26 protein-coding genes and 2 pseudogenes are annotated in these 23,256 nt (G+C 68.7%); 12 read left to right on the top strand and 16 right to left on the bottom strand.

From position 1 onward, the window contains the following. Positions 1-90 precede the first annotated feature (90 nt). On the bottom strand, positions 91-1,116 hold the full coding sequence (locus ACFVT1_RS38080) for an NADP-dependent oxidoreductase (RefSeq protein WP_389804604.1): 1,026 nt from the start codon (positions 1,114-1,116) through the stop codon (positions 91-93). 70 nt (positions 1,117-1,186) lie between these two features. On the opposite strand from ACFVT1_RS38080, the gene ACFVT1_RS38075 reads away from it, so the two are divergent. Then, on the top strand, positions 1,187-2,287 hold the full coding sequence (locus ACFVT1_RS38075) for a GlxA family transcriptional regulator (RefSeq protein ID WP_389804601.1): 1,101 nt from the start codon (positions 1,187-1,189) through the stop codon (positions 2,285-2,287). Positions 2,288-2,572: 285 nt separating this feature from the next. Further along, positions 2,573-2,857: pseudogene (locus tag ACFVT1_RS38070) on the top strand (site-specific integrase); the annotation flags it as partial. A 402-nt stretch (positions 2,858-3,259) separates the two neighbouring features. Here the strand turns inward: ACFVT1_RS38070 and ACFVT1_RS38065 are convergent. Continuing rightward, complete coding sequence (locus tag ACFVT1_RS38065) at positions 3,260-3,898, bottom strand: hypothetical protein (RefSeq protein ID WP_389804599.1); 639 nt, start codon at positions 3,896-3,898, stop codon at positions 3,260-3,262. Between the two features lie 62 nt (positions 3,899-3,960). On the opposite strand from ACFVT1_RS38065, the gene ACFVT1_RS38060 reads away from it, so the two are divergent. The 3 genes from ACFVT1_RS38060 (at position 3,961) to ACFVT1_RS38050 (ending at position 6,009) form a co-directional block, all read left to right on the top strand. After that, complete coding sequence (locus ACFVT1_RS38060) at positions 3,961-4,107, top strand: hypothetical protein (protein ID WP_389804596.1); 147 nt, start codon at positions 3,961-3,963, stop codon at positions 4,105-4,107. 109 nt (positions 4,108-4,216) lie between these two features. Then, on the top strand, positions 4,217-5,443 hold the full coding sequence (locus ACFVT1_RS38055) for an IS630 family transposase (protein ID WP_389804593.1): 1,227 nt from the start codon (positions 4,217-4,219) through the stop codon (positions 5,441-5,443). After that, entirely contained in the window at positions 5,440-6,009 is a 570-nt protein-coding gene (locus ACFVT1_RS38050) for a TIGR03086 family metal-binding protein (RefSeq protein WP_389804590.1), read from the top strand. Before ACFVT1_RS38055 ends, ACFVT1_RS38050 begins: the two co-directional genes overlap by 4 nt. A gap of 142 nt (positions 6,010-6,151) precedes the next feature. Here ACFVT1_RS38050 and ACFVT1_RS38045 read toward each other — a convergent pair. The 3 genes and pseudogenes from ACFVT1_RS38045 to ACFVT1_RS38035 form a co-directional block, all read right to left on the bottom strand. Further along, positions 6,152-6,367, bottom strand: a pseudogene (locus ACFVT1_RS38045) (ATP-binding protein); the annotation flags it as partial. A 31-nt stretch (positions 6,368-6,398) separates the two neighbouring features. Then, complete coding sequence (locus tag ACFVT1_RS38040; RefSeq protein WP_389804587.1) at positions 6,399-6,614, bottom strand: hypothetical protein; 216 nt, start codon at positions 6,612-6,614, stop codon at positions 6,399-6,401. Between the two features lie 5 nt (positions 6,615-6,619). Next, positions 6,620-6,886 (bottom strand): hypothetical protein, encoded by a 267-nt coding sequence (locus ACFVT1_RS38035; RefSeq protein ID WP_389804586.1) that lies wholly within the window; start codon positions 6,884-6,886, stop codon positions 6,620-6,622. A 233-nt stretch (positions 6,887-7,119) separates the two neighbouring features. Between ACFVT1_RS38035 and ACFVT1_RS38030 the strand changes: the two genes are divergently transcribed. Genes ACFVT1_RS38030 through ACFVT1_RS38020 form a run of 3 tightly spaced genes read left to right on the top strand, consistent with a single transcriptional unit; the run spans position 7,120 to position 8,705 of the window. Next, positions 7,120-7,722: a transposase family protein gene (locus ACFVT1_RS38030; RefSeq protein ID WP_389804584.1), complete on the top strand. Its 603-nt coding sequence runs from the start codon at positions 7,120-7,122 to the stop codon at positions 7,720-7,722. An 18-nt stretch (positions 7,723-7,740) separates the two neighbouring features. Continuing rightward, positions 7,741-8,391, top strand: coding sequence for a transposase (locus ACFVT1_RS38025; RefSeq protein ID WP_389804581.1), 651 nt, complete (start codon positions 7,741-7,743; stop codon positions 8,389-8,391). Beyond that, complete coding sequence (locus ACFVT1_RS38020) at positions 8,388-8,705, top strand: transposase (protein WP_389804579.1); 318 nt, start codon at positions 8,388-8,390, stop codon at positions 8,703-8,705. Before ACFVT1_RS38025 ends, ACFVT1_RS38020 begins: the two co-directional genes overlap by 4 nt. Positions 8,706-8,829: 124 nt before the next feature. Here ACFVT1_RS38020 and ACFVT1_RS38015 read toward each other — a convergent pair whose 3' ends face one another. Continuing rightward, on the bottom strand, positions 8,830-9,621 hold the full coding sequence (locus ACFVT1_RS38015) for an inositol monophosphatase family protein (RefSeq protein ID WP_389804576.1): 792 nt from the start codon (positions 9,619-9,621) through the stop codon (positions 8,830-8,832). 317 nt (positions 9,622-9,938) lie between these two features. On the opposite strand from ACFVT1_RS38015, the gene ACFVT1_RS38010 reads away from it, so the two are divergent. The 3 genes from ACFVT1_RS38010 (at position 9,939) to ACFVT1_RS38000 (ending at position 12,427) form a co-directional block, all read left to right on the top strand. After that, positions 9,939-11,201 carry an ISL3 family transposase gene (locus tag ACFVT1_RS38010; RefSeq protein ID WP_389804574.1) on the top strand — a complete coding sequence of 421 codons (1,263 nt, stop codon included), beginning with the start codon at positions 9,939-9,941 and terminating at the stop codon, positions 11,199-11,201. Further along, a complete protein-coding gene (locus ACFVT1_RS38005) occupies positions 11,198-11,572 on the top strand; it encodes a transposase (RefSeq protein WP_389804571.1) in 375 nt (124 codons plus the stop codon). Before ACFVT1_RS38010 ends, ACFVT1_RS38005 begins: the two co-directional genes overlap by 4 nt. Before the next feature lie 216 nt (positions 11,573-11,788). Continuing rightward, entirely contained in the window at positions 11,789-12,427 is a 639-nt protein-coding gene (locus tag ACFVT1_RS38000; protein WP_389804569.1) for an HAD-IA family hydrolase, read from the top strand. A gap of 645 nt (positions 12,428-13,072) precedes the next feature. Here the strand turns inward: ACFVT1_RS38000 and ACFVT1_RS37995 are convergent. Both ACFVT1_RS37995 and ACFVT1_RS37990 read right to left on the bottom strand, forming a co-directional pair. Beyond that, a complete protein-coding gene (locus tag ACFVT1_RS37995; protein WP_389804566.1) occupies positions 13,073-13,510 on the bottom strand; it encodes a DUF6191 domain-containing protein in 438 nt (145 codons plus the stop codon). A gap of 245 nt (positions 13,511-13,755) precedes the next feature. Beyond that, on the bottom strand, positions 13,756-15,267 hold the full coding sequence (locus tag ACFVT1_RS37990; RefSeq protein ID WP_389804563.1) for a hypothetical protein: 1,512 nt from the start codon (positions 15,265-15,267) through the stop codon (positions 13,756-13,758). Positions 15,268-15,458: 191 nt separating this feature from the next. Between ACFVT1_RS37990 and ACFVT1_RS37985 the strand changes: the two genes are divergently transcribed. After that, positions 15,459-15,701: a hypothetical protein gene (locus tag ACFVT1_RS37985; RefSeq protein ID WP_389804561.1), complete on the top strand. Its 243-nt coding sequence runs from the start codon at positions 15,459-15,461 to the stop codon at positions 15,699-15,701. Positions 15,702-15,850: 149 nt separating this feature from the next. On the opposite strand, the gene ACFVT1_RS37980 is transcribed toward ACFVT1_RS37985, so the two are convergent. From ACFVT1_RS37980 to ACFVT1_RS37945, 8 genes are all read right to left on the bottom strand, one after another. Then, positions 15,851-16,114, bottom strand: coding sequence for a hypothetical protein (locus ACFVT1_RS37980; RefSeq protein WP_389804558.1), 264 nt, complete (start codon positions 16,112-16,114; stop codon positions 15,851-15,853). Positions 16,115-16,535: 421 nt separating this feature from the next. Further along, a complete protein-coding gene (locus ACFVT1_RS37975) occupies positions 16,536-16,979 on the bottom strand; it encodes a hypothetical protein (protein ID WP_389804555.1) in 444 nt (147 codons plus the stop codon). Positions 16,980-17,746: 767 nt separating this feature from the next. Then, entirely contained in the window at positions 17,747-18,532 is a 786-nt protein-coding gene (locus ACFVT1_RS37970) for an ABC transporter permease (protein ID WP_389804552.1), read from the bottom strand. Positions 18,533-18,535: 3 nt separating this feature from the next. Next, entirely contained in the window at positions 18,536-19,297 is a 762-nt protein-coding gene (locus ACFVT1_RS37965; protein WP_383080861.1) for an ABC-2 family transporter protein, read from the bottom strand. Next, on the bottom strand, positions 19,294-20,271 hold the full coding sequence (locus ACFVT1_RS37960; RefSeq protein ID WP_389804549.1) for an ATP-binding cassette domain-containing protein: 978 nt from the start codon (positions 20,269-20,271) through the stop codon (positions 19,294-19,296). The genes ACFVT1_RS37965 and ACFVT1_RS37960 overlap by 4 nt, the downstream gene beginning before the upstream one ends. Next, on the bottom strand, positions 20,268-20,894 hold the full coding sequence (locus ACFVT1_RS37955; protein WP_389804546.1) for a DUF1796 family putative cysteine peptidase: 627 nt from the start codon (positions 20,892-20,894) through the stop codon (positions 20,268-20,270). Before ACFVT1_RS37955 ends, ACFVT1_RS37960 begins: the two co-directional genes overlap by 4 nt. A 17-nt stretch (positions 20,895-20,911) precedes the next feature. After that, complete coding sequence (locus tag ACFVT1_RS37950; protein WP_383080870.1) at positions 20,912-21,787, bottom strand: polysaccharide deacetylase family protein; 876 nt, start codon at positions 21,785-21,787, stop codon at positions 20,912-20,914. Next, positions 21,777-23,051 carry a glycosyltransferase gene (locus ACFVT1_RS37945; protein ID WP_389804543.1) on the bottom strand — a complete coding sequence of 425 codons (1,275 nt, stop codon included), beginning with the start codon at positions 23,049-23,051 and terminating at the stop codon, positions 21,777-21,779. The genes ACFVT1_RS37950 and ACFVT1_RS37945 overlap by 11 nt, the downstream gene beginning before the upstream one ends. Between the last annotated feature and the right edge of the window lie 205 nt (positions 23,052-23,256).

Here is a 23,256-nt window from a genome sequence, read left to right as displayed (position 1 = left end):
AGGGGAAGCGCCTGCCGTCGTACAACTGCCCTGTCAGTTTCCGAAGTCGGCTGCACTGAAGGCCGGGAACGATCCCCGAGCCATCCCTCCTCAGCGCACGGTAATGACCAGCTTGCCCGTGGTGCGGCCCGTCTCTCCCAGAACGTGGGCCCGGGCGCCTTCGGCGAGGGGGAAGGTGCCGGAGACGTGGGCGCGGAGCCTGCCCCAGTCGACGAGCTCGGCGACGGCGCGCATCCCGGCCTGGTCGTGCTCAACGAGCAGGGTGACGGCGCGGACCTGTGCCTTCTCCGCCGCGGCCAGGGTGTCCTCGGCGCCCGGCAGCAGGGAGACGAGGACGCCGCCGGGGCGGAGCACGCTCACGGAACGGGTGGCGGTCTGGCCGCCGAGGGCGTCAAGGACGACGTCATAGCGCTCCTCGGTGTCGGTGAAGTCCTCAGAGCGGTGGTCGATACAGGCATCCGCGCCGAGCTCGCGCAGGAAGTCGTGCTTGAGGGCGCTCGCTGTCCCGGTGACGTGCGCGCCGCGCTCCTTGGCGATCTGTACGGCGAGATGACCGACACCGCCGGCCGCTGCGTGGATCAGCACCCGCTGCCCGGTCCGGAGGTCCGCGGTTTCGACGAGGGCCTGCCAGGCGGTGAGCGCAGCCAGCGGCAGAGCGGCCGCCTGGACGTGGTCGATCCCGGCTGGCTTGGCGGCGAAGGCGCGGGTGGGGCCGGTTACGTACTCGGCGTGGGAGCCGGCGCCGTATGGGTAGGGCAGCATGCCGAACACCTCGTCACCGGGCCGGAAGAGGGTGACGCCGAAGCCGGTCTCCACCACGGTGCCGGAGACGTCCCAACCGAGGGTCAGCGGCGGGGGCGGCAGGAAAATACGCAGGGCGCGGTGCTTGAAGTCCGTGGGGTTGAGTCCGGCCGCGTGCACGGCGACGAGGATCTCGCCGGGGCCGGGCGCGGGCCGCGGAAGCTCGGTCAGCTGCAGGACCTCGGGGCCGCCGAGGTCGGTCTGGTGCAGGGCGAGCATCACGGGGGCGCCGTCCGGGGCGGCGGGGTCCGGGGGGTCCGTGGTGGCCGCCGGGTCCGGGGAGTTGAGGTTCTCAGGGGTGTCCGTCGAAGTCATGCCTCGATCCTGGCTGTACGGTCCGGCCCGGGACGATGGCAAGAAGGTCAGCCTCCGATACATTCTCGCCATGCCCATCGACACTCCCACCGCCCGCCCCGCGTCCGTCGCGCCCTCCCGGGCCCGTGACCTCGCCGAGCGCGCGGCGGAACTGGACCGCCGGATGCACCCGGACCCGCGGCCTGGCGCCCACAAGGTCGTCGTCCTTGCCCTCGATGGCGTCTACCCCTTCGAACTCGGCATCCCGCACCGGGTCCTGGGTTCCGCCGATGGCCGCTACGAGGTACTGTCCGCGAGCGTGGACGGGCAGCCCGTGCGTACCGACTCGGACCTGACCGTCACCCCCCGGCACGGTCCCGAGGCGCTGGCCGAGGCGGACACCGTGGTCATCCCTCCGTACGCGATCTCCGGGGCTTCGACCACCGCCCCGGACCGGCAGGCCCTCGCCGCCCTGTCCCACGTCCGCCCCGGCACCCGTCTGGTGTCCATCTGCACCGGCGCCTTCCTGCTGGCCGCCGCCGGTCTCCTGGACGGGCGCCGGGCCACCACCCACTGGGCGCTCGCCGACCACTTCCAGGAGCTGTTCCCCCAGGTCGAGTTTGACGCCGGCGTGCTCTTCGTCGACCACGGTGATGTGCTGACCTCCGCGGGGGCGGCGAGCGGTGTCGACGTCTGCCTGCACCTGGTGCGCAAGGACCACGGCAGCGAGGTAGCCAACCACGTTGCCCGTTGCTGCGTCGTGCCGCCGTACCGGGACGGCGGGCAGGCGCAGTACATCGAGCGGCCGCTGCCGCCGACGAGCAAAACCGGCACCGGGCCGACCCGCGACTGGGCGCTGCGGCGGCTGGAACTGCCGCTGTCGCTGGACGAACTGGCCGCGCACGCGGCGATGAGCACCCGTACCTTCGCCCGGCGCTTCCGGGAGGAGACCGGTCTGAGCCCCGGCCGCTGGCTGACCCAGCAGCGGCTGCGGCGGGCGCGGCACCTGCTGGAGTCCAGCGACCTGCCGGTGGAACGGGTCGCCCACGAGGTCGGCTTCGCTACCGCCACCTCGCTGCGGCGGCACCTGGCGGCGGAGGCGGGGGTCGCCCCGTCGGCGTACCGGCGCACTTTCCGTGCCTCGGGTCCGGCCGCGGGCGGCGTCAGGGAAGCATCACGATCTGCTGGCTGAGAGGTCGTTTTCTCCTAACCCTTCACCCAAAACGCTCAAGTCAGTACCGCGTCCAGCCGTACCGCGGCATCCCACACTTCGTCCTGCGTGGTCAGCTCCACACGCTCGGCCACTACTCCATCTGCCATCCGGAAGTCCTCCGTCGCGCACACGGCTACGGTCAAATCGACCGTAGCGCAGGCGACTTCGGGCTGTCCGAAGAGTCCACACTTCCCTGCACTCGGTGATGAGAGCCCAGCTCATCCGTGCACGCGAGTACGAACATTCACACCGACCGGGAAGGCGCTGACCGTCCGGTCGGCGGCGGACGTCTTTCTCGACTCCCTCGGCAACCCGAATACCCTGCGGAACTACGGCATCGCCGTCGGGAAGACCGCCGATCGGATCGACGGCGCCCGGCCGCTGGCCTCGGTGGCGGACGACGAGATCGGCGAAGCCCTGGAACTGCTTTGGGGCACCACGGCGGTGAACACCTGGAACACCCGCCGGGCGGCGGTGCTCTCCTGGCTCGCCTGGTGCACTGAGCGCGGCTACGACGGCCCGGCGGTGCCGGCCTGGACGAAGCGACTCAAAGCCGCCCGCCCTCAGCAGTGTCGGTGTCCACCCACACCGCAGGGCAGTTCCCTCCACCCGAGTTCGGGTCAGTACCGAAGAAAAGTAACGCCGTGATCGCCTCCGGAGAAAGCCAGTTGCGTGTAGTTGCGCACCGACCGTCCCGCGCACCGACGTCCCGGGGCAAGGGCGCAGCCCAACCCGCGTATAAGCCCATAGCCCGTTCAGGTGAGGGCTTCCAGGTGGTCTTCCGCCGGCTGCGCCTCACGACCGTCCAGAAGACAGCCTGGGGCGCTGCGTTCTCTTGCGTGCCGCTCAGGCTTGCCCGGCCGCCGGCTCCCACAGGGGGCGGGCGAGCCCGCGGCGTCCCGACGGGTGGCGCGGTGACTTCGGGTTCCGTCCCGCTGTGCGGTCTGGTGGCTACCGGCGGCGGCCGAACAGGCCACGGTTCTTCTTCGCCTCCGCTTCGGCCGCCTCCCTGGCTGCGGCTTCCTGCGCCTGGAGTCGTGCGGCTTTCTCCGCCCTCACCTGTTCATGGTGTTCACGCAGGCACGGTCCGCACAGCTCGCGGTGGTCCTGCGCCGGGTATCGCCGCACCGTGTCCCAGCGGCCGTCTGTGAACTTGCTCCCGCAGCGCCCGCACACGGGCCGCTGCGCCTCGCGGGCCGCGGCTTCGCGTTCCGCCTGGCGCCTGCGGGCCTGCTCCCGCTGCACCACGTGCAGCCGGTCACCGTCAGGGTTGTCCAGGGCCTCCGTCAGCGTCTGCCACTCATCGCGCCCGAGCCTGCGCCACACCTTCCCCGCCGCCCCATCCGGGTCGGCGGTGATCCGCTCCAGCTCGGTGACGACCACGGGCACCGCCTGGTGGTAGTCGACGGCCGTGATGCCACCGCCCGGGTACTTGGTGCCGGCGAAGTAGGAACGGGCGGCCTGCTCCAGTCGCCGCATCCTGCTGGCTCGCTGCGCCTTCGTCTTACCCGTGAACACGAACGCCACCGGCACGTAGCCCTCCTGGCCGGTCTCCCGGTAGACCCGCGACCACAGCCGGAAGTCGTGCACCGCCGCACGCCGATACGGCTGGCGACCTCGGGGAGCTGAGCGAGCTGTTGGACGAGGGATCCATGCGCGCTGGGTTTCTGCTCACTCAACGCGCGGTCGCGACCGGCGACCTGCGCGAGCTGCAACGGATCGCCGACGCCGGGTACGGCGAGGCCGGGGACGAGCTGAACCGACTGCTGAAGGCACCGGCCGACGGGCATCGGGATTGAGGATCTGACCAGCCGCAGCGGCCGTCCAGGCCTCGCGGCCACCCAATCCGGGCCGCGGCCGGTGCTTGACCGTCCTGAACGACCCTCCCGAGATTGACCGTTGCCCTCCTTGCCTGCTGCCACCGCCTGCCCGATCATCCTGACCGCCTCCGACCGGCACCAGCTGAAGAAGGCGGCCTACGGCCACAAGACCGAGCACCAGGCCCGGATACGCGCGCAAATCGTGCTGCACGCGGCCCGGGGACGCTCCAACGCCCGTATCGCCGCAGAGACCCGCCTGCACGTAGATACGGTGCGGACCTGGCGGGGCCGGTTCGCCCACGGCGGCTTGCCGGCCCTGGCCGACCGTAAACGCTCCGGTCGCCCCGCCCGTTTCACCCCCGCGCAAGTTGCCGAGACCAAGGCACTGGCCTGCCAGTTACCGGCCGAGACCGGCGTGCCGCTGTCGCGCTGGTCGTGCCAGGAATTGGCAGCCGAGCTGACCGCGCGTGGCATCACAGACAGCATCTCGGCGACCACGGTGCGCCGCTGGCTGCGCGAGGACGCGCTCAAACCCTGGCAGTACCAGTCCTGGATCTTCATCACCGACCCGGACTTCCGCGCCAAGGCCCAGCAGGTGCTGGACCTGTACGCCCGCACCTGGCAGGGCAAGCCCCTGAGCGCGGACGAGTACGTCATCAGCGCCGACGAGAAGACCTCCGTCCAGGCCCGCTGCCGCTGCCACCCGACCCTGCCACCGGGGCGGGCCCGCGCGATGCGGGTGAACCACACCTACGGGCGCGGCGGCGCGGCGGCCTACCTGGCCGCCTACGACGTCCACGCCGCGCAGGTGTCCGGCCGCTGCGAGAAGACCACCGGCATCGAACCGTTCATGAACCTGGTCACCCAGGTCATGAGCCAGGCGCCCTACGCGAGCGCGAAGCGGGTGTTCTGGGTCGTCGACAACGGTTCCTCCCACCGCGGCAGGAAGGCCGCGGACCGGCTGTCGGCCGCGTTCCCGAACGCGGTCCTGGTCCACACCCCGGTGCACGCCTCCTGGTTGAACCAGGTAGAGATCTTCTTCTCCGTCGTACAGCGCAAGGTCGTCTCGCCGAACGACTTCACCGACCTGGCTCAGGTCGGGGACCGGCTCCGAGCATTCGAAGACCGCTACAACGCCAGTGCACAGCCGTTCCAGTGGAGGTTCACCACCTCCGACCTGGACGATCTACTGGCCCGGCTCGAACGACATACATCTGCCGACCGACAAGAAGAATCCTCCGTCGCCCTGGCAGCAGCGCAGCTTGATCAACCCCCGAAGGACTTCCAGCGCCGACCACTTAGTCTCCCCGGATGACTACCGTTTCCGTGGAACACCTCGCACGCACGTACGAATCTGTCGGCGACCTGATCGCCGAGATCCGCCCCGAGCAATGGAAGGAGCCGACGCCGTGCACGGAATGGAACGTGCGCGATGTGGTCCGCCATCTGGTCGGCATGGACCTGGTGTTCGCAGCCATGCTTGAGGGTGGCCCGAGGCCCGAGCGTGGAGCGGACCCCCTCGGTGACGACCCGGTCCGGGCCTACCGGGCCTCCAGTGCTTCGCTGCAGACTGCCTTCGCCCGTCCGGGGGTTCTCGAGCGGAGTTTTCGCGGGCCCTTGGGGAGTGCCACGGGCGCCGAGCGCTTGCAGATCCGCCTGTACGATCTGCTCGCCCACGGATGGGACCTCGCCCAGGCCACCGGAATCTCTGTCCGGCTGCCCGAAGACCTTGCTGAGCAGGCCCTGGCGTTCGTTCAGGTCCAAGTCTCTGCCCAGTCCCGAGCGGGGCGTTTCGCCGAGCCGCAACCCGTCGACGAGACCGCTCCGGCCATCGATCGGCTCGCCGCGTTTCTGGGCCGGCCGGTGCCACCGCAGCTGTGAGACCGATCGTGGGCAACTGACCGCTCCCTGAAGCCACGCCCGCTGATGATCTACGGACAGTGATGAAAGGCAGGCTGCGGGAGCTCGGAGGAGATCCCGCGGCAGCTCGATGCGCCGCCGGGCTGAGATTGGTGGCATGGTGTCAGCCCTGGGCGAGGGGGACGACGCCCTGCCCGCTGGTGGCCTGGGTCAGCCGCAGCGAGGAGCCTTCCGTCAGGACGATGTGCGCGTGGTGCAGGAGCCGGTCGACGGCGGCGGTGGCCAGCGTTTTCGGCATGATCGATTCGAATCCTGACGGATGGAGGTTCGAGGTCACGATCACGGATCGGCGTTCGTATGCTGCGTCGATCACGCGGTATCACGCTCTTGCTGCCGTCGGCGGGCCTCCCTCAACTGCACCGCGTACAGGCGGTCGCCGTCGGGGTTATCCAGGGCCTCGCCCAGCGTCTGCCACTCATCCCGTCTGGCCGTTTGTGCAGCCAGCCGCGGTCGGCCAGCTTCGTCAGCTTCCCGCGCAGTGGCTCCAGCTTGCCCCGCACTCCGGTATCCAGGCCCAGCGCCTCGCCGATCTGCCGGGTCATCACCGGGCCTGCGGCCTGCCGCACCGCGGTCAGGATGCGCTGGTAGTCCGCCGGCGTGCGGACTCGACCACCCCCGGCACACGGTCCGGGACCAGCCGCACTGCCCGCCCCGCCACCTGGACGACCGGCGACCCAGCCTCCGCTCGCTCGTCGGCGAGCTGCTCGCTCATCCGCTGCAGCACCCGCTCGGCCACGGCGAGCTCGTCCCGCTCGGCCCGCACCTCCACCAACTGCTTGGCCAGCTGCTCTTCCAGTCCGTCCAGCTCCGCACGTCGCGCGGCGATCCGCTCCAGCACCTCAGCTTGAGATTTAACTTCGCCATTCGAACACGTGGCTTTATCGAGCGGTAGTGGGTTCTAGCACAGATCTTGGGGAGTGGTCGCGGAGGGTCACCGCGGTGTTCCGATTACAAGAGTCCGGGTTCGCGTGAGACCGCGTACGCCCTGCCGTCTGACAAGCGGCAATGACGCTCCGTCAGGTCGGCGACTGTCTCTGTCGTGGTCGGCTGTGGCCGGTGAGGGTGCTGGTCATGCAGGCCGACGGATCGTTCTGGGACTCGCTGGTGTTCGACGGGATCGACGACGTGGACGTCGAGGCGGTGACCGCCGCCTTCGGCACGGTCGACGTGACGGCGAGAGGCCGGGCGGCCGGGGCGGCATGTCCGGACTGCGGCCGCTTCTCGGGCCGGGTGCACGACTCCTACCAGCGCAAACTGCAGGATCTTCCACTCGGCGGGCAGAGCGTCGTGATCCGGCTGGCGGTCCGGCGCTTCCTCTGCAGTGCGGGAGACTGCCCGCGCCGCACCTTCGCCGAGCCGTTCGCCCAGCTGACCGCCCCGTACGCGCGCTTCACCACGCGGCTCAACCACATCCTGGAACGCGTCGGGCTCGCACTCGCCGGACGGGCCGGCGCCCGGCTGGCTGCCCAACTGGGCGTCAACGCGGGACGGATGACCTTGCTGCGCAGGGTCATGGCACTGCCGGACCCGCAGTTCAATACGCCGCGCGTGCTGGGCGTGGACGACTTCGCGATCCGCCGGGGCCAGACCTACTCCACCGTCTTGGCCTGCCAAGAAACCCATCGCGTGATCGACGTGCTCCCGACACGCCAAGCAGGGCCGCTGGCCGCTTAGCTGACCGCCCACCCGGGCGTGGAGATCATCTGCCGGGACCGGGCGGGCGCCTACGCCCAGGGTGCCCGACTCGGCGCCCCAGACGCTGTTCAGGTCGCTGACCGGTTCCACCTGTGGCAGGGGATCGGCCGGGCCGTGGAGACCTGCGTCGCCGCCCACCGCGAGTGCCTGCGCACCCCGGCGCCGGACAGGCCGCCGAACACCGGCATGCCGCAAAAGGACCCGGGGCTTCCCGGTCAAGATCCTGCCGGCCGACGGGCTCAGCGCAAGAAGGCCGCGCACGCCCTGGTCCACGAGCTGCTCGCGCAGGGCCACTCGCGCCGGGCGATAGCCCGCCACCTGGGCTGGGGCCTCAACACCGTGCTGCGGTATGCGCGCGCCACGCACTGGCAGGACACCCTCCGCGAAAACCGGCCCCGGCCCAGCAGACTGGACCCCTACAAGCCCCACCTGGAGCGGCGGTTCGCCGCGGGATGCACGAGCGTCACCCGCCTGCACCGCGAACTCCTCGCCGAGAACGCCCCCGTCACCTACCAGATGGTCCGCGCCTACATCGCTACTCTGCGCGCCGCCGCACCGCAGGCGCCGCCCCCGCCGCCGACGGTGCGGCAGGTGACCGGCTGGCTCACCCGCCATCCCACGGCAGCGAGGAAGGGCGCGCCGCCTTGAAGGACGTCCTGGCCCGCTGCCCCGAACTGGACACCGCCGCCCGGCATGTCCGCGACTTCGGCGAGATACTCACCGACCGCCTCGGCGCCACGCTCCCCGCCTGGATCGACGCCGTCGACGCCAGCCAACTGCCCGGCCTCACCAACTTCGCCCTCCACCTCCTCCGCGACCTCGACGCCGTGACCGCCGGACTCACTCTGCACTGGAGTTCCGGCGGCACCGAAGGCGCCGTGAACCGCATCAAGAAGATCAAAAGACAACTCTACGGACGGGCCGGATTCGAACTGCTCCGCAAGATGATCTTGCTTCAGTGACCCTTCGCGACCGCACCGGGACCTGCGCCGAGCGCTGACCGTGCGCGGGCTGCGGATGATGACGCTTCACTCCCTGTCCGCCGCTCAGGAGTGCGGCCACATCTGTTCTGGCCGTTGCGTAGCTTCAGCTACGGATGATCGACATCAGCAGCCGGTGAGTTTCACCGTCGGCGGCCACCACAAGTCCGCGGCCCGCCTGTCCGATCGGGTCACCGTCGATCCCGGTGACCACGCACCCAGCGGCCTGGCACAGAGCGATGCCGGCAGCGAAATGCACGCTCCCGGACAGGTCGCCGCCATCTGTGACGTATGCGGCGCGCTTGCCGGCGGCGACCCAGGCCAACGCCAGAGTCGTGGACACGACCCGGGGCCGGAAGCGTTCCACGAATCGGTGCCGGGCCAGCAAGTCCACAGCCCGGAAGCCGGGCGCGCTGGGAAACGGCGGATCCAGATTGACATCCACGAGGTGGGTGGCGGACGTGGGTGCCAGCTGGGCATCGGCACCCTCGTGCCGCACCCAGGCGGTCTCACCATCGGTGAAGAAGACCTCGCCGCTGAACGGGTCGGCCACTGCAGCTGCACCGCCGCGCAGCGCAACATTGACAGCCACGAGCATGTTGCCGATGGCGTAGTTCAGCGTGCCGCATAGGGGATCCACCAGCCACTGGCGCGCGGCCTCCGCGGCGCCCTGTTGCCCGCCCTCCTCGCCGAGCACAGCGTCATCGGGCCGGGCGGCATGGATGACGCCGAGGATCGACTTCTCGGCCTCCACATCGGCGGCGGTCGCGAAGTCCCCGGCGCCCTTGTCGATACGGGTGAGCCGCTGACCGTACATGGTGCGCACCACGTCGGCGCCGGCGCGTGCCGCAGTTATCGCGACCCCGGCATCGTCAAGGCCCGCATATGAGTTGGTCATGTCACGCAGGATATCGGCGGCAGTGGCTCAGGTCTTCGCCTGCCGGGCCAATCCTGAACCCTCGCAATCGAACGCTGCCGTTACGTTCTGCGACCGCTCCCCAAGATCTGTGCCAGAACCCATTTCTCGCGGACATCGACTTCGCCTCGGGCGCACCGCCTCCCGGACTCGTGAACAAGTGCTGTCGGAACTCGGTTCTGGCACAGATCTTGGGGAGCGGTCGCGGTGCGTTACCTCGATGTTCGATTGCGAGGGACTGGCTCATGTGAGACGGCGTACGCCTTGTCGCCTCGCAGCCGCAATTGACGCTCCCTCAGGTGCTTGTCAGTCGATGCCGTGGCCGGCTGTGGACGGTGATGGTGCTGTTCATGCAGGCCGATACATCGTTCTGGGACTCGCTGGTGTTCGACGGGATCGACGAGGTGGATGTCGAGGCGGTCACGGCCGCGTTCGGCACGGTCGACGTGATGGCGAGAGGCCGCGCGGCCGGGGCTGCATGTCCGGACTGCGGCCGCTTCTCAGACCGAGTCCACGACCGATACCAGCGCAGGCTGAAGGACCTTCCGCTCGTTGATCAGGGCTTTGTGATCCGGCTGACGGTCCGGCGCTTCATCTGCGAGTCGGCGGACTGCCGGCGCCGGACGTTCGCCGAGCCGTTCTCCCGGCTGGCCGCCCCGCACGCACGATTCACCACTCGGCTCAACCACGCCCTGGAGCAAGTAGGGCTCGCCCTGGCCGGGCGGGCCGGCGCCCGGCTTGCTGCCCAGCTGGGCTTCGGCGCGGGAAGGATGACCTTGCTACGCAGGGTCATGGCATTGCCCGATCCACGGTTCAGCGCGCCGCGCGTGCTGGGTGTGGACGACTTCGCGATCCGTCGCGGCCAGACCTACTCCACCGTCTTGACCAGCGTCGAAGACCATCGCGTGGTCGATGTACTCCCGACGCGTGAAGCCGGGCCGCTGGCCGCGTGGCTGATCCGCCACCCCGGCGTGGAGATTATCTGCCGGGACCGGGCGGGCGCCTACGCCGAGGGGTCCCGGCGCGGTGCCCCCGACGCCTTGCAGGTCGCAGACCGGTTCCATCTGTGGCAGGGCCTGGGCCGGGCCGTGGAGACCTGCGTCGCCGCCCACCGCGACTGTTTGCGCGACTCCTTGCCCAACCCGCGATCGACCCGTCGGAACCTCGAAGGGCCGCGGGACACCCCGGACCCCGTCGGGCGACGGGCCGACCGCAAGAAGGCCGCACACGCCCTGGTCCACGAGTTGCTCGCCCAAGGACGCTCACGACGGGCGATCGCCCGGCATCTGGGCTGGGGCCTGAACACCGTGCTCCGATACGCGAACGCCGCACACTGGCAGGACACCTTCCGCGAGAACCGGCCCCGGTCCAGCAGGCTGGACCCCTACAAGCCTTACTGGAGCGGCGATTCACCGAGGGATGCACAAGTGTCACCCGACTGCACAGCGAGCTGGTTGCCGAGCACGCTCCCGTCACCTACGCCATGGTCCGCGCCCACATCGCCACCTTGCGCGGGGCTCCGTCAGCCGCACCGCCCCGGCCACCGACGGTGCGGCAGGTGACCGGCTGGCTCACCAGGCACCCCGCGACCCTGACCGAGGAAGACCGGGCCGGCCTGAAGGAGATCCTGGCCAGCTGCCCCGAACTGGACAAGGCGGCCGGACACGTCCGCGACTTCGGCGAGATACTCACCGACCGCCTCGGTTCCACACTCCCCACCTGGATCGACGCCGTCGAAGCCAGCCAGCTACCCGGCCTCAGCGGCTTCGCGCACCACCTGCTCCGGGACTTCGACGCCGTGACAGCAGGCCTCACCCTCAACTGGAGCTCCGGCAGCATCGAGGGCGCTGTGAACCGCATCAAGAAGATCAAGAGGCAGCTCTATGGCCGAGCCGGATTCGAACTACTCCGCAAGATGATCCTGCTCCAGTGACACTCAGGGACGGCTCCCCAGGATCTGTGACAGACCGAGTCTTTTGAAGGCACCTGCTTATTCAGGCGAGTCGGGTCGGCGGCTTGCGACAGGGCTGTCACAGCTTCGAAGATCGCTTGACCTTGCCCCAGAGGGAGAGCCGACAGTGTCCGAGTCGATTACATGAGCGGGCTGTCTGTGCTCGCTGGTCAGACCAGGACGAAGAGGGGAGTTCGCGTGACCGCGACCTGCGTCATTCTCGACATCGGCGGCGTACTGGAGATCACGCCGGAAACGGGATGGGTGCAACGGTGGGAAAAGCGGCTGAAGCTGCCTCCGGGCACTGTCCATGAACGGACGCACGACGTGTGGCGGGCTGGGAGCGTTGGGAGCATCAGCGAGCGAGAGGTGCACGAGCAGGTGGCGGCCCGTTTGGGTCTCAACGCCCCCCAGGTTGAAGCCTTCATGGCTGATCTCTGGGCGGAGTATCTAGGGACGCCGAACGAGGAGTTCATCGACTATGTGAAAGGGCTGCGCGGAAGCTGCAGGCTGGGCATCCTGAGCAACAGCTTCGTCGGCGCCCGGGAGCGGGAGACGACGCTGTACCACTTCGACGAACTGGTGGAGCAGATCGTCTACTCGCACGAGATCGGCATCGAGAAGCCCGACCTGCGGGCCTTCGAGGCCGCATGCGCCAGTCTGGACGTGCGGCCGGAAAACTGCCTGTTCATCGACGATGTCGCAATCAACGTTGCGGCCGCTCAGGCGGCGGGCATGCAGGCGCATCTGTTCGAGGACAACACCCGGACTGTCACGCGCATCGCAGCTCATCTGAATGCCGGGCCCTTGGCCCCAGAGCGGGTCCCGATCGGATGACGTCGGCCTGGCCGGTCTTCAGCGTTTGCCGGCCAGGCGTTGAAGTAGTTGATCAGCACGCTTGTGCGTGTTGGCTCGGGTGCTGGCGAGGCGGTAGGCGTCAGCACCCGTTTCGATGATGGTGCCGTCGAAGGTGAGGCGGTCGACGATGGCCGAGCAGAGACGGGGACCAGTGAAGGCCTTCGTCCAACCAAATGGGGCTGGCGGGGTTCGTGATCATCTCTTGCAAATCGAACGGCACCGTCACCCTCCGCGACGGCTCCCCAAGATCTGTGCCAGAAACGAGTTTCGACAGCAGTCGTTGATCAATGGGCTGGCTGATGTTCACGAGAAGTGGTTCTGGCACACATTCCGTGAGCGATCTTGAGTCCGGCCTCACCGGACCCCGGTGACGTGTGGTCCGCACAGCTCACACTGCGCGCGCCTCCTGCTGGCGAGAGCCAGCAAGATCTTTCACGGAATGTGTGCCAGAACCCGAGAAGTGACGGCGGTGGCCTCGCCGGGCAGGTCGCCTGACTGCTCATAGGGCAGTGTGGTGAGAGGAGATCACGGCCTTGGGACCATCGGTACAGCCATTAATGATCTTCCTGGAAGCGGACCGTCGGCCGGCGGCGAATCGGCTGCCGGTGCCCGGTCGGTCCGTGCTCAGGGCTTCGGCTTCCGCCGGACCACCGCCGTACCGGCTTCCAGGTCCACTCCCATGCGGGGCGGCGCGCCGTCCAGCGCGTCGTCCTTCAGGACCTGTTCCTCCACCCGGTGCTCGATCTCCACGCGCTTTGCCGAGTTGAGGAACGCATGCAGCTCGTCGGCGACCGAGGCCCCCACACCCAGCCCATGACGCGGTGTGCGGGCCGCTAGGGCATGGCGCAACCAATCGGGCCGGCCGGTACGGACGACTATGTAGCGGGCCGAAGCCAGCAGGAACGGCACCATTACCAGCACGGCCATGACTAAAAGGCTCGACATCATCACCATGGAGGCCCAACGTCCGGCGCCGTGCAACCGTTCCCGGGATGAGCCGGTGGAGATCCGCGTGATCGTATGCCGCTGTTTGCGCGGCGCGTCGAGGTCAGTCCGCAGCATCTCGTCGATTGCGATGAACCGCCTTCATGACAGTGAGCCACCTGCGGATGTACCGCTCCACGTCGGTCGCCTGGGCACAAGGCACCACCTGGTGTCAGTGGCCAGCCATCGCCATTAGCCACAGACCTGCAAGAACACGTAGTACCTGATCAACCGTCACTGCCACCAGCTCACTGACATGAAGGCCAGCACATCGCAGTCAGCCGGTCTCTGACGCGTAGGAGCCCCGCAGTGAACGGTCGGGGCTAGCTGGCGTGGTGATAGTTGTATGCGGGGCCGGTGCCCACTGCCACAGTGTGGTCGATGCCGCTCGGGTCGGCGATGTCGAAGTGCGATGGGTCGAGCGGCGAGCAGAAACTTGGGGAACGGGGTTTGTCGACCAGGGCGGAGCCGATGTTGATCCGCCTGCCGTGGTCTGCCACGGATACCAGCTTGGCCACCAGCTCGCAGTGTTGACCGGGATAGCCTTCGAGGATGAACCGAACGGCGTGCTCGTCGGTCGCGGCGCGGGAGATGATCACCGTCTTCGGTTGCGTGGACGAGTAGTCGTTGGTGATGGTCCAGGTGTTGATGAAGTACGAGGGGACCTCGTTGCTGTCTCCGGATGAGCCGCTGGTGGCGGCCCCGGGGGAGCCACCGGATGTACCGCGGGTGGCCCCGGATGTACCGGCGGTGGCAGCCCCGGATGTACCGCCGGCGCTGTCGCCTCCTGACGCATCCCCGGACGCACTCCCGGATGAGCCGCCGGTGGTGTCGCTGCTGGATGAGCCTCCGCCACCGCTCGACGAGCTGCCGCCATGCACGGGTCCGTCCCCGGCTACGGGGGGCGTTGCGGAGGTTCCGGCCGAAGTGGTGTCGCTGGGGGGACGGCTCGGCGCGGCAGAGCCGTCCGTTGAGGCCGCAGGAGTCGGGCCCGGGCCGCTGCTGGTGGTGCCCTTGTGGTCGTTGCGATCGCCAGACAGCTGGGTGCCGGCGTAGACAGCGAGGGAGACGGCCAAGACACCGACCGCGATCAGGGCCAGGACGAGTCCCCGCCGCTTGGTGCCACGGCCGGGGGGCGGGGGGAGCGGCACAACGGGTTCGTGGGGGTGGTGCGTATGCGAACCGCCCTGCTCAGCGCCCGGTTTCCACTTCTCCAGTTGCTGGTCGCGCTCGTACGCCGTGAGGTCGGCACGGATCTGGTCCCGCTGGGCAAGGGCTGTTTTCTTCTCCGCGGCCCGGTCCTGGTTCTGGCTCCTGAGCGAATCGACCTGCTGCTGCAGAGTGATCCGGCGCCGGCGTTCCCCGTCCCGGTCCTCGCGCAGCGTCTGCAGTTCCTCGGTGAGCCCGGCCATTTTCTCCAGGGCCGCGTTCGTCGCACCGTTCAGCTCGCGGATCAAGAGGGTGTTCTGGTAGTCGATGAGCATCTGGCGGTGGACGTTGTGCGGGTTCGCCCGCGCGCAGTACAGCTGCAGCAGCTCGCCGTACTGGCGCAGGAACACGTCTGCGGCCATTTCCTGCAGATTCGCGCGTTCCCGCGCCTCGTTGATCAGCACCTCGACGAACCGCAGGGGCGGGATATTGGGCTGTTCACGCTTTGCGTTCTGCCAGGTGCTGACCTTCCCCTTCCCGAAGCCGTGCCTGTCCGCCAGCTCATTCGTCGACAGTCCGGTCTTCTCGACGAGGCCGTGAACCACCTTCTTGAAGCTGCTGAGCGCCTCCCACAGCCGCTCTTCCTCGTCCTCGCCGTCGAAAACGTCTAACTGCTGGTCAGCCACTGGTTCTCACATCCGAAGAGGGGACGGCATTCTGCCGCGCGTGCGTACCAGGATCCTCCTGGTCTCTAGTACTCCCCGTGACCACATTCCGCTGGTCGCCCCCGCACCGTGTGCGGGGACAAGACGGGGGACGTCTCTCCTGGTGCTCGGCCGACTCCAGGAGGACGGACCAGACTGTGAAAGGTCCTCACATGCACGGCCACGACCCACTGCTCATCGTCCTGCTCCTCGCCCTGGTCGGTCTGGGCATCGGCTGCGTCCAGCACCGCTGGCCCGCGATCGGGGAAGCGATCGACATCGCCACCAAGGTCCTCATCACGCTCATCGGCCTGCTCATCTTCGCCAGCAGCGGCACAACCGAACAGAACCCGCCCACCAGCCCCGTACCCGCACCATCCACGTCAGCAACCCCAGCAGACCAGGACCGGGGATAGTCAGGAATCCGCAACCGGCTCCAATAACTGCGGACCCGCGGAACCCCTTTGGTGTTGCTCGCTCAGGCGCGGGCTCGCAGGTGACTACTGGGTTGTTCACGCCGTACTACTCGTTGGCAACCACCGTGGCGACCTGCAACATGCGAGGGTCAGCGGGCCTTGTCACGCCAGCGTCTCCACGAACTTGCCGGTTCCTGTTTCTGTTCTGGCACCTCAACGCGGTGCTCACGCTCCTCGTCGGGAACCGGGTCGAGGAGCGCGACGGCGAGGGCGGCTACATCCCCGACCGCGAGCTCCTTGACGGCTGTCTCGACGAGGGGCCCGGCCAGGACCGTCTGCCCATTGCCCTTCAGGTCCGTCGCGAGCGCCGCGGTCTCGGCCGGAGACCGGGTGATGGCAGCCTCGATCAGCACTTCGGACGGGGAGGCGACGGCCTGCTCCCTGGCGGCCTTGGCGGGAGGCCATCGCGTCGGCCGTGGGCTTCCCGTGGGACAAGCCTGAGCGGAAGGCCCCCTACGACGCGTTGGTGACCGAGCTGACACGTCTGGGGCACCTGCCCGCGCCCAGGGTCTCCCGGTGAGCGCCGGCGCGGTGGGCCGCCGTGACCGGGCCCGCGCGTTCGTTCCCGAGCTGATCCCCGATGGGTGCAGATCCTTTGAGGGGCCGCTCCATGTCGCTGGCCTACTACGCTGAAGAAACGGCCCGCTTGTGGGCCTTGGGGCCGTGATTGGATCTGCACCCAACGACAAATGGCCTCGCATCCCGGGGGGGCGGGGTGCGAGGCCGTTGCGTGCGCTCAGGAGCGTTTAGCTCTAATTGCTGCCTGGCGCTGGTTCACACGGCGATCGGGTTGGGTTCGGTGACGCAGCCTGATCCGATGACGGCCAGTCCTTTAGTGATGATGTCGGTGCCAGGGAGGGTGGCTGTCGCACCGGGTTCGCTGACCGAGTCGGTGCAGTACTCCTGCAACCGGGCTGATCCGGTGTTGCGCAGGATGATCGGGCCATGGCCGGGGTAATTGACCTCGCCGTGCTCGGCGTCGGTCTGCTGGGGCGTTGTACATGCGGCCCCGACGCGGTTCGGGGCTCCGGGCAGGCCCAGCGCCGCCGCGATGCGTTTGATTGCGTCGATGTCGGTACCCACCGGCGGCTTGTCGAGGTTGAGCACCTGGACGCAGCCCAGGGCGGGCGTGTCCGCGGGGGCGGCGCTGGCGGTCGGGGCGAAGGCGAGGCTCGCGGCGAGGGCGAGCAGAGCGGCCACTAAGGCAGATTTCTTCATACGACCCATGATCCCCTTCATGTTCGCGTTATGTCAGGACTTCGAGTGTCGTCCACGAGAGCGTTTCAATTCCTCCTTCGTTTCCGACTGTCCGGCATGGCCGTTGGTGGCTCGTGTGAGGTTGCCCTCCGGTCTCAGTAGGACTCCGTTAGGCCGCTTCTTCAGCGCAGCAGACCAGCGACGTGGAGCGACCCCTCAAAGGATCTGCACCCATCCCCGATCCGGTCGACCTGGACCGCACCGGGCCGCTTGACGCGCGTGAGGACCGCGCCCCGGACAGCCCGCTATTCCCCCTCATCACCGCCCAGAACGGCGAACAACTCCGCCTCACCGCAACAGGAATCCGCTACCACCTGAAGCCCACACCATAGAAAGCGACACCAGCCGCACCCAGCCCCTGCCACCACAGCCCCGACCAGCGACAACACACCCCGTGCCATACCGACCGGCAACCAACTGACCCGCACCATCACCAAAAACGACAGCACCAAATCGGCATTCCTGACAGCAGCCAAGTCACCCACAACAACCCACTGAACAGCACAGACACCGCAGCTACCGCACTGACATCACGATGCCGAACCACCACCGCCAAAAAGTCGCAGATCATCACCCTGCCGGTTCAGCTCACTGGCTGCAAGATCCCCTTGATCCCCTGCTCCCGCAGGCCGTCGCACCAGGCGCCAGCCACCTCCCGGTCGTCTTCCGAACGGATCCGCCTTCCCAACGGATCCGGATCGGCAAGATTGATCACGACATCACAGGCGCTAGCTGCTGGCCCCCGTGTAGCGGCGCAAGCCAGCCCGCCACACGGCGTTCGCCACCAGCACGGTGGTGGCCATCATCGCCAGGGCGCCGAGCAGGAGGGCCGGGTCGCCCGGCCGTGCGAGTGTGCGCGCCGGCGCGCTGGCGATGACGGCGAGCGGCAAGACGTAGGTGAACAGCCGCCGCAGGGGCCGCGCGTAGAGGTCGGCCGGGTAGCGGGCGAGTTGCCAGACGTTGCCGAACAGGCTGTGCAGGTCCAGTTTCGGCGCCCAGAACGCGAGGCTCGCGGAGATCATCCCCACCGCCCACGTCGTCACCGTCGCGGCCAGCACGAGCACCGTCCACGCGCCAAACGCGCCCGCGCCCGGGTAGTGCGCCAGCGTGTCTGCGCCAGCGAGGACGACGGCGAGCCCGAGCAGGATCTGCACGCCGGCCAGGGGCGCCGCGGTGGCGAAGCTGACAAGGAACATGCTGGGTGCGGGCTGCAGCAAGTGGTGGTCGAGCTGTCCCTCCCGCACGCCGCGGGTCGGGAAGCCGGCGAGGTTCGGATCCACGAACGTCGTCTTCACGCCGCTGAGCAGCTCGAACGTGCCGATGAGCACCAGCACCTCGGGTTGCGTCCAGCCGGCGAGGCGGCCGGTGCGAGAGAAGATGACCAGCACCGTGGCGATCGTCGAGGCCAGAGCGACCACCGACAGGACCGCGTCGAACACGAGGTTCGCCCGGAACGCCAGGGCTTGGCGCAGGGACAGGGAAAAACTCGTGGCGAACAGCTTCAGTAGCTTCACGCGTCACACCCCTACCGCAGCGTACCGGCGCACACCGGACCGCCAGACGACCACGGCGGCGGCTGTGAAGGCCACGCACCACCCGGCTTGCAGCGCGACCGCGGTCCCGGAACCGGACAGCGTCCCGGCCGCGATCCCCGCGGGGAGGCCGAGCATCGCGTGGAACGGCAGGAGGGCGGCGATCGTCCGCCAACTGCCGGGCAACTCCCCCAGAGGCGCGGCGATGCCGCCGAGCAGGAACACCAGGATGTTGCCGAACCCGACGATCGCGTGCACGCGTTCGGTCCAGAACGCCGCGAGCGCGAGCAGCCACGTCCACAGGAACCGCAGCACCGCGGCCAGCACGAGCGACGGCAGCGCAAGCAGCACAGCCTGCCACCGGTAGGACGCTTCGGTGACCAGCGCGACCACCACTGTGAGCGGCAGCCCGAACAAGCCCAGCCACAGCCGGATCGCGAGGTTCTGCCCCGCCGGCTCGAGCACCACGGGCTGCGGTTTCAGCAGCTGGTGGCCGATCTTCCCGTCGTAGACCGACTCGGCGAAGGTGTAGTCCTCGAACGACGCTGTCAGCAGGTGCACCGCCACCAGCGCCACGAAGTACCGCACGATCCCGGCGTCGCCAGGTAGCACCGCCGACCACACGACGAGCCCGATGAGCGGTCCGATCGCGTAATTCACGACCAGCGAAGCCGTGAACCACCAGGTGCCGGCCCACTCCAGGAACTGATTGCGCACCGCCAGCGCGAGCAGCCGCGAGGTCCTCACACGCCCTCCCGGTACGCGCGGTCCAGCACAGTCTCCAGCGACGGCTCTTCCACCGCTAGGTCGATCACGTCGAGCGAGGTGAGCAGGTGGGCCGTGACCCGGGCGACGTCGTCGCGGGGCACCCGCAGCTCCCACGACACCCCGCTGGTGGCCACGGCCTCCGCGACGCCCTCGAAATCCTCCTTCGCTGCCGCGGGGGCGCTGATGCGCAGCAGTTTGTACGGCGACAGCTGCGCCGAGAGTCGCTCCAGCGGGCCGTCGTACTGCACCCGGCCGTGGTCGACGAGGATCAGCCGCCGGCACAACGCCTCGACGTCCGCCATGTAGTGGCTGGTGAGCACGACAGTGGCGCCGGACTGATCGGCGTAGGCGGCGAGGAACCGGCGGATGGCGACGGCCGCGGACACGTCCAGGCCGAGCGTCGGCTCGTCGAGGAACAGCACTTTCGGTCGGTACAACAAGGAAAGCGCGAGCCCCGCCCGCATCTTCTCGCCGAGGCTGAGGGCGCGCAGCTGCCGGTGCAGCAACGGCCCCAGACCCAGCAGCTCGGCCAGCTCATCGAGCCCGGCGTGGTACTCAGCGTCGGGGATTTCGTAGAGAACCCGTTGGTACTGCAGGGAATCCAGCACGGTCAGTTCCTGCGCGCCGCCCGTCGGCTGGCTGCCGCGAACCAGGGCGATCTGCTTGAGGAACGGAGTCCGGCGCTGCCACGGCGTGAACCCCAGCACGTCGACCGACCCGGCCGTGGGGTGCAGCAGGCCGGACATCAGCTTCATCGCGGTGGTCTTGCCCGCGCCGTTGGGCCCGAGCAGGCCGACCACCTCACCGTGCGGGATCTCGAACGACAGGTCCCGCACGGCCTGGACTTCCCGAAACCGCCGGTGTACCAGCGAGCGGAACGCGGCCTTGAGCCCCGCTTCCCGCACCGGGACCCGGTAGATCATCGACAGGCCGTCGACGACCACCGCGTTCACGGCCACAGTTCGTCGACCGGCAGGGCGGCGAACATCTCGTCCCAGGCCCGGTCGTCGCCCTGCCAGCGGCCTTCGAGCAACGGAAGCTCGCGGCACGCGACGCCCGGCGGCAGCTTGTCCAGCTCCTCGGGGGCCGTCCGGCGCAGCCAGAGGATCGCGAAGTCGTGGCCGGGGTAGCGCTCGCGCAGGGTGGTCTGCAGCCGTTCGAGATCGGCGGCGGTCTCGACGCCGTTCGCGTCCTGCCGGACGTAGAGCACGCGCGCGGGTGAGGCGACCAGTTCACGCCAGCGGCCTGCGAGGAACTCCAGCTTCTCGCGCACGGCGGGCAGCTGCTCCTCGACATCGGCCAGCGTGAGCTCGGCGCCGGGCTGAGCGTGGAACTCGTGGTAGAGCTCGATGCTGGCGTCGAGGTCGATCGCACCCTGACCGTCGGTGGTCAACGCCATGCGGCCGGGTTTGAGCAGGCCCCGGAAATCGGTGTCGAGGGCCTGCCGCACGAATACGAGGTCGATTTCGAGCCAGTCGAAGAACTGCGCGGTCTCCTGGCCGGTGATGCGCCGGATCTGGTAGGTGGACTCGCAGTGCTGACCGAGTCCCACACACAGGTCGAACGGTGCTGCCATGGTTCTCCTTTCGCGTGCTACCGGGCCGCCACGCGGCGTTCGAACGAGCGGAGCATCACGGGCGTTTCGAGGGCTTCGAGGTCGAGGCCGCCCGGGTGGATCTTCTTGCTGTCCAAGGCCAGCGCGCTGACGCGACCGGAGCCGCACCAGCCCTCGGGCTCGATCGAGGCGATCGGGTCCTGGTATGCCTCGTCGATCGGCACGATGTCCCAGCCGGCTTCCCGGAACGCGCGGGCGGCGTCGGCGACGAACAGCGTGTTGAGGTCGTTTTCGTGGAGCAGCACCACGTGGACGGGTGAGCGGCCGATCGCGGCCACGGCGAGCCGGTCGTAGAACTCGGCGGGCTCCAGGAGGGATTCCACGTAGAAGTCGCGAAGAGCGGTGCGGTCGTAGGGGCGGCCTTCGCGGACGGTCTGCGCGACCAGGGCGTCGAGGTACCAGTCCAGGGTCAAGACGGTGACGTACGCATTGTGCAAACCCCGCTCGGTCAAGGCTTTCCGGACCGCCGTTCTCTTATGCGGGTCGGCGTCGCCTTCGTCGAGGAACGGGAACCGGAACCACGGCCGGGCGCCTTCGCGGTCCACGAACCAGTCGGCGGCCCGGTCGACGTCCGCGAGGAAGTCCTCGACCGACGTCTCCTCCAGGCGGGGGTGGCGGTAGCTGTGGCTGCCCAGCACGTGCCCGGCCGCCGTGTACGCCTTGATCCGGTCCTCACCGCCGACGCCGCGGGGCTGCTGGAAATCGCCGACCACAACGAAGAAACCCGCCTGCTCGACACCCGCGTCGGCCAGCTGCTCGACCAGCGCGGCCGTGCGTTCGTCGGGGGTGAAAAAGACACCGGGGTCGTGCGGGGTGTCGTCGAAGGTGAAGGCCACGCGCTTGTCAGTCGGCATCAAGGGCTCCCTTCGCCGAGAACGCCTGCACTCGCACGTCACCGCTGCGGTCGAGCTTGTCCCAGCCACCGGGCCGCCCGGTGAGGATCCGGGCCCACGCGACCCACGTCGCCAGTGAGCTCACGAGCGGGATGACCACCGTGGACCGGAAGCCGGTGCGCACCTCGACCAGCCCAGCCGCCGCTCTGCCGGCGGCGTCGATCGAGCGCGCGTACCGGCGTGACGCGACGAAGTAGCCGTAGTTCACCGCGAGGGTGAGCACGCACACCGCCGCCACCCACGTCACGGTTTCCGGACCTCGCGTCAGGAGTGCCACGGCCGAAAACGGCAGCAGTACCGCACTCGGCAGCCAGACCAGCGGCAGGATCGAGTTGTTCCACATCAAGTACAGCCACAACGCGGCCGCGAGACCCCCGCGGCGCAGGGCCGGGTTCGCGACGCGCAGCAGTACCTGCGTCTTGCCGGTGGCCCAGCGGACGCGCTGGCGGCGCAAACCCGCCATCGTGTCCGGTGCCTCCGTCAGCACGGTCGACGACGCCTCGTGGGTCGTGCGGTGACCGTTGAGGAGCAACGCCAGCGTGAGGTGCGCGTCTTCGGCCAACGTACCCTCGGGGTAACCCCCGGCTTCGGCCACGGCGCTGCGGCGGAAGGCACCGATCGCCCCGGGGATCACGGTGATCCGCCGCCCGTGCGCGAACGCCCGGCGCTCGATGTTGTTCGCGGACTCGTACTCGCGCACCTGCGCGGCGTAGACGAAATCCTGCGCCGGGTGGCGGTTGCCGACGATCATCTGCCCAGACACGGCGGCCACGCGCGGGTCGGTGAAGTGTTCGAGCAGCCGGGCGAGGGTGTCAGGCAGCAGCTGGGTGTCGGCGTCCACGGAGGCGAAGAACTCCGTACCGACGGCCGTGAGGGCGTGGTTGAGGGCGGCCGCTTTGCCGCGATTGCGCTGCCTGAGCACGAGCAGCACCTCGCCGTGCCGCCGCTGCGCCTCGTGCATCACCTCGAGCGTGCCGTCGATCGAACCGTCGTCGACGCAGATCACGCGGCCGAACTCGACCCCCCGGGAGGCGAGGATAGAGTCGATGGTCTCGCGCAGTACTTTCTCCTCGTTGAAACAAGGCACGAGCACTGACACGCGCCGCCGTAGCTCCTCCCGCGGGCCGCGCACGGGTTTGCGCGCGACGGCCAGCAGGACGAACCCCTGGACGGACGAGAAGACGGACAACGCCGAGAGCACCACGAAGAGGATGGAAACGTACACGGTGGTCACTCCGCGCCAAGGTCGTCCGGCATGAGCTCGACGCCGGAGAAGGCCCGCAGGTAGGCGGTGATGGAGGTGCCGGCCTCGTCGGTGGGCCGCGAGCCGTTGTCTAAGACCGTGTCCTATGTGGTGAGTCGGAGGAGTCGTTTGTAGCAGCAGAGTGCGGCGGCGAGTCCGAGGAAGGCCAGGTAGTTGCGGGGATGGC

Source organism: Streptomyces sp. NPDC057963, from assembly GCF_042887155.1.
Taxonomy (GTDB): domain Bacteria; phylum Actinomycetota; class Actinomycetes; order Streptomycetales; family Streptomycetaceae; genus Streptomyces.
This window is presented reverse-complemented; position numbering and strand designations above follow the sequence as displayed.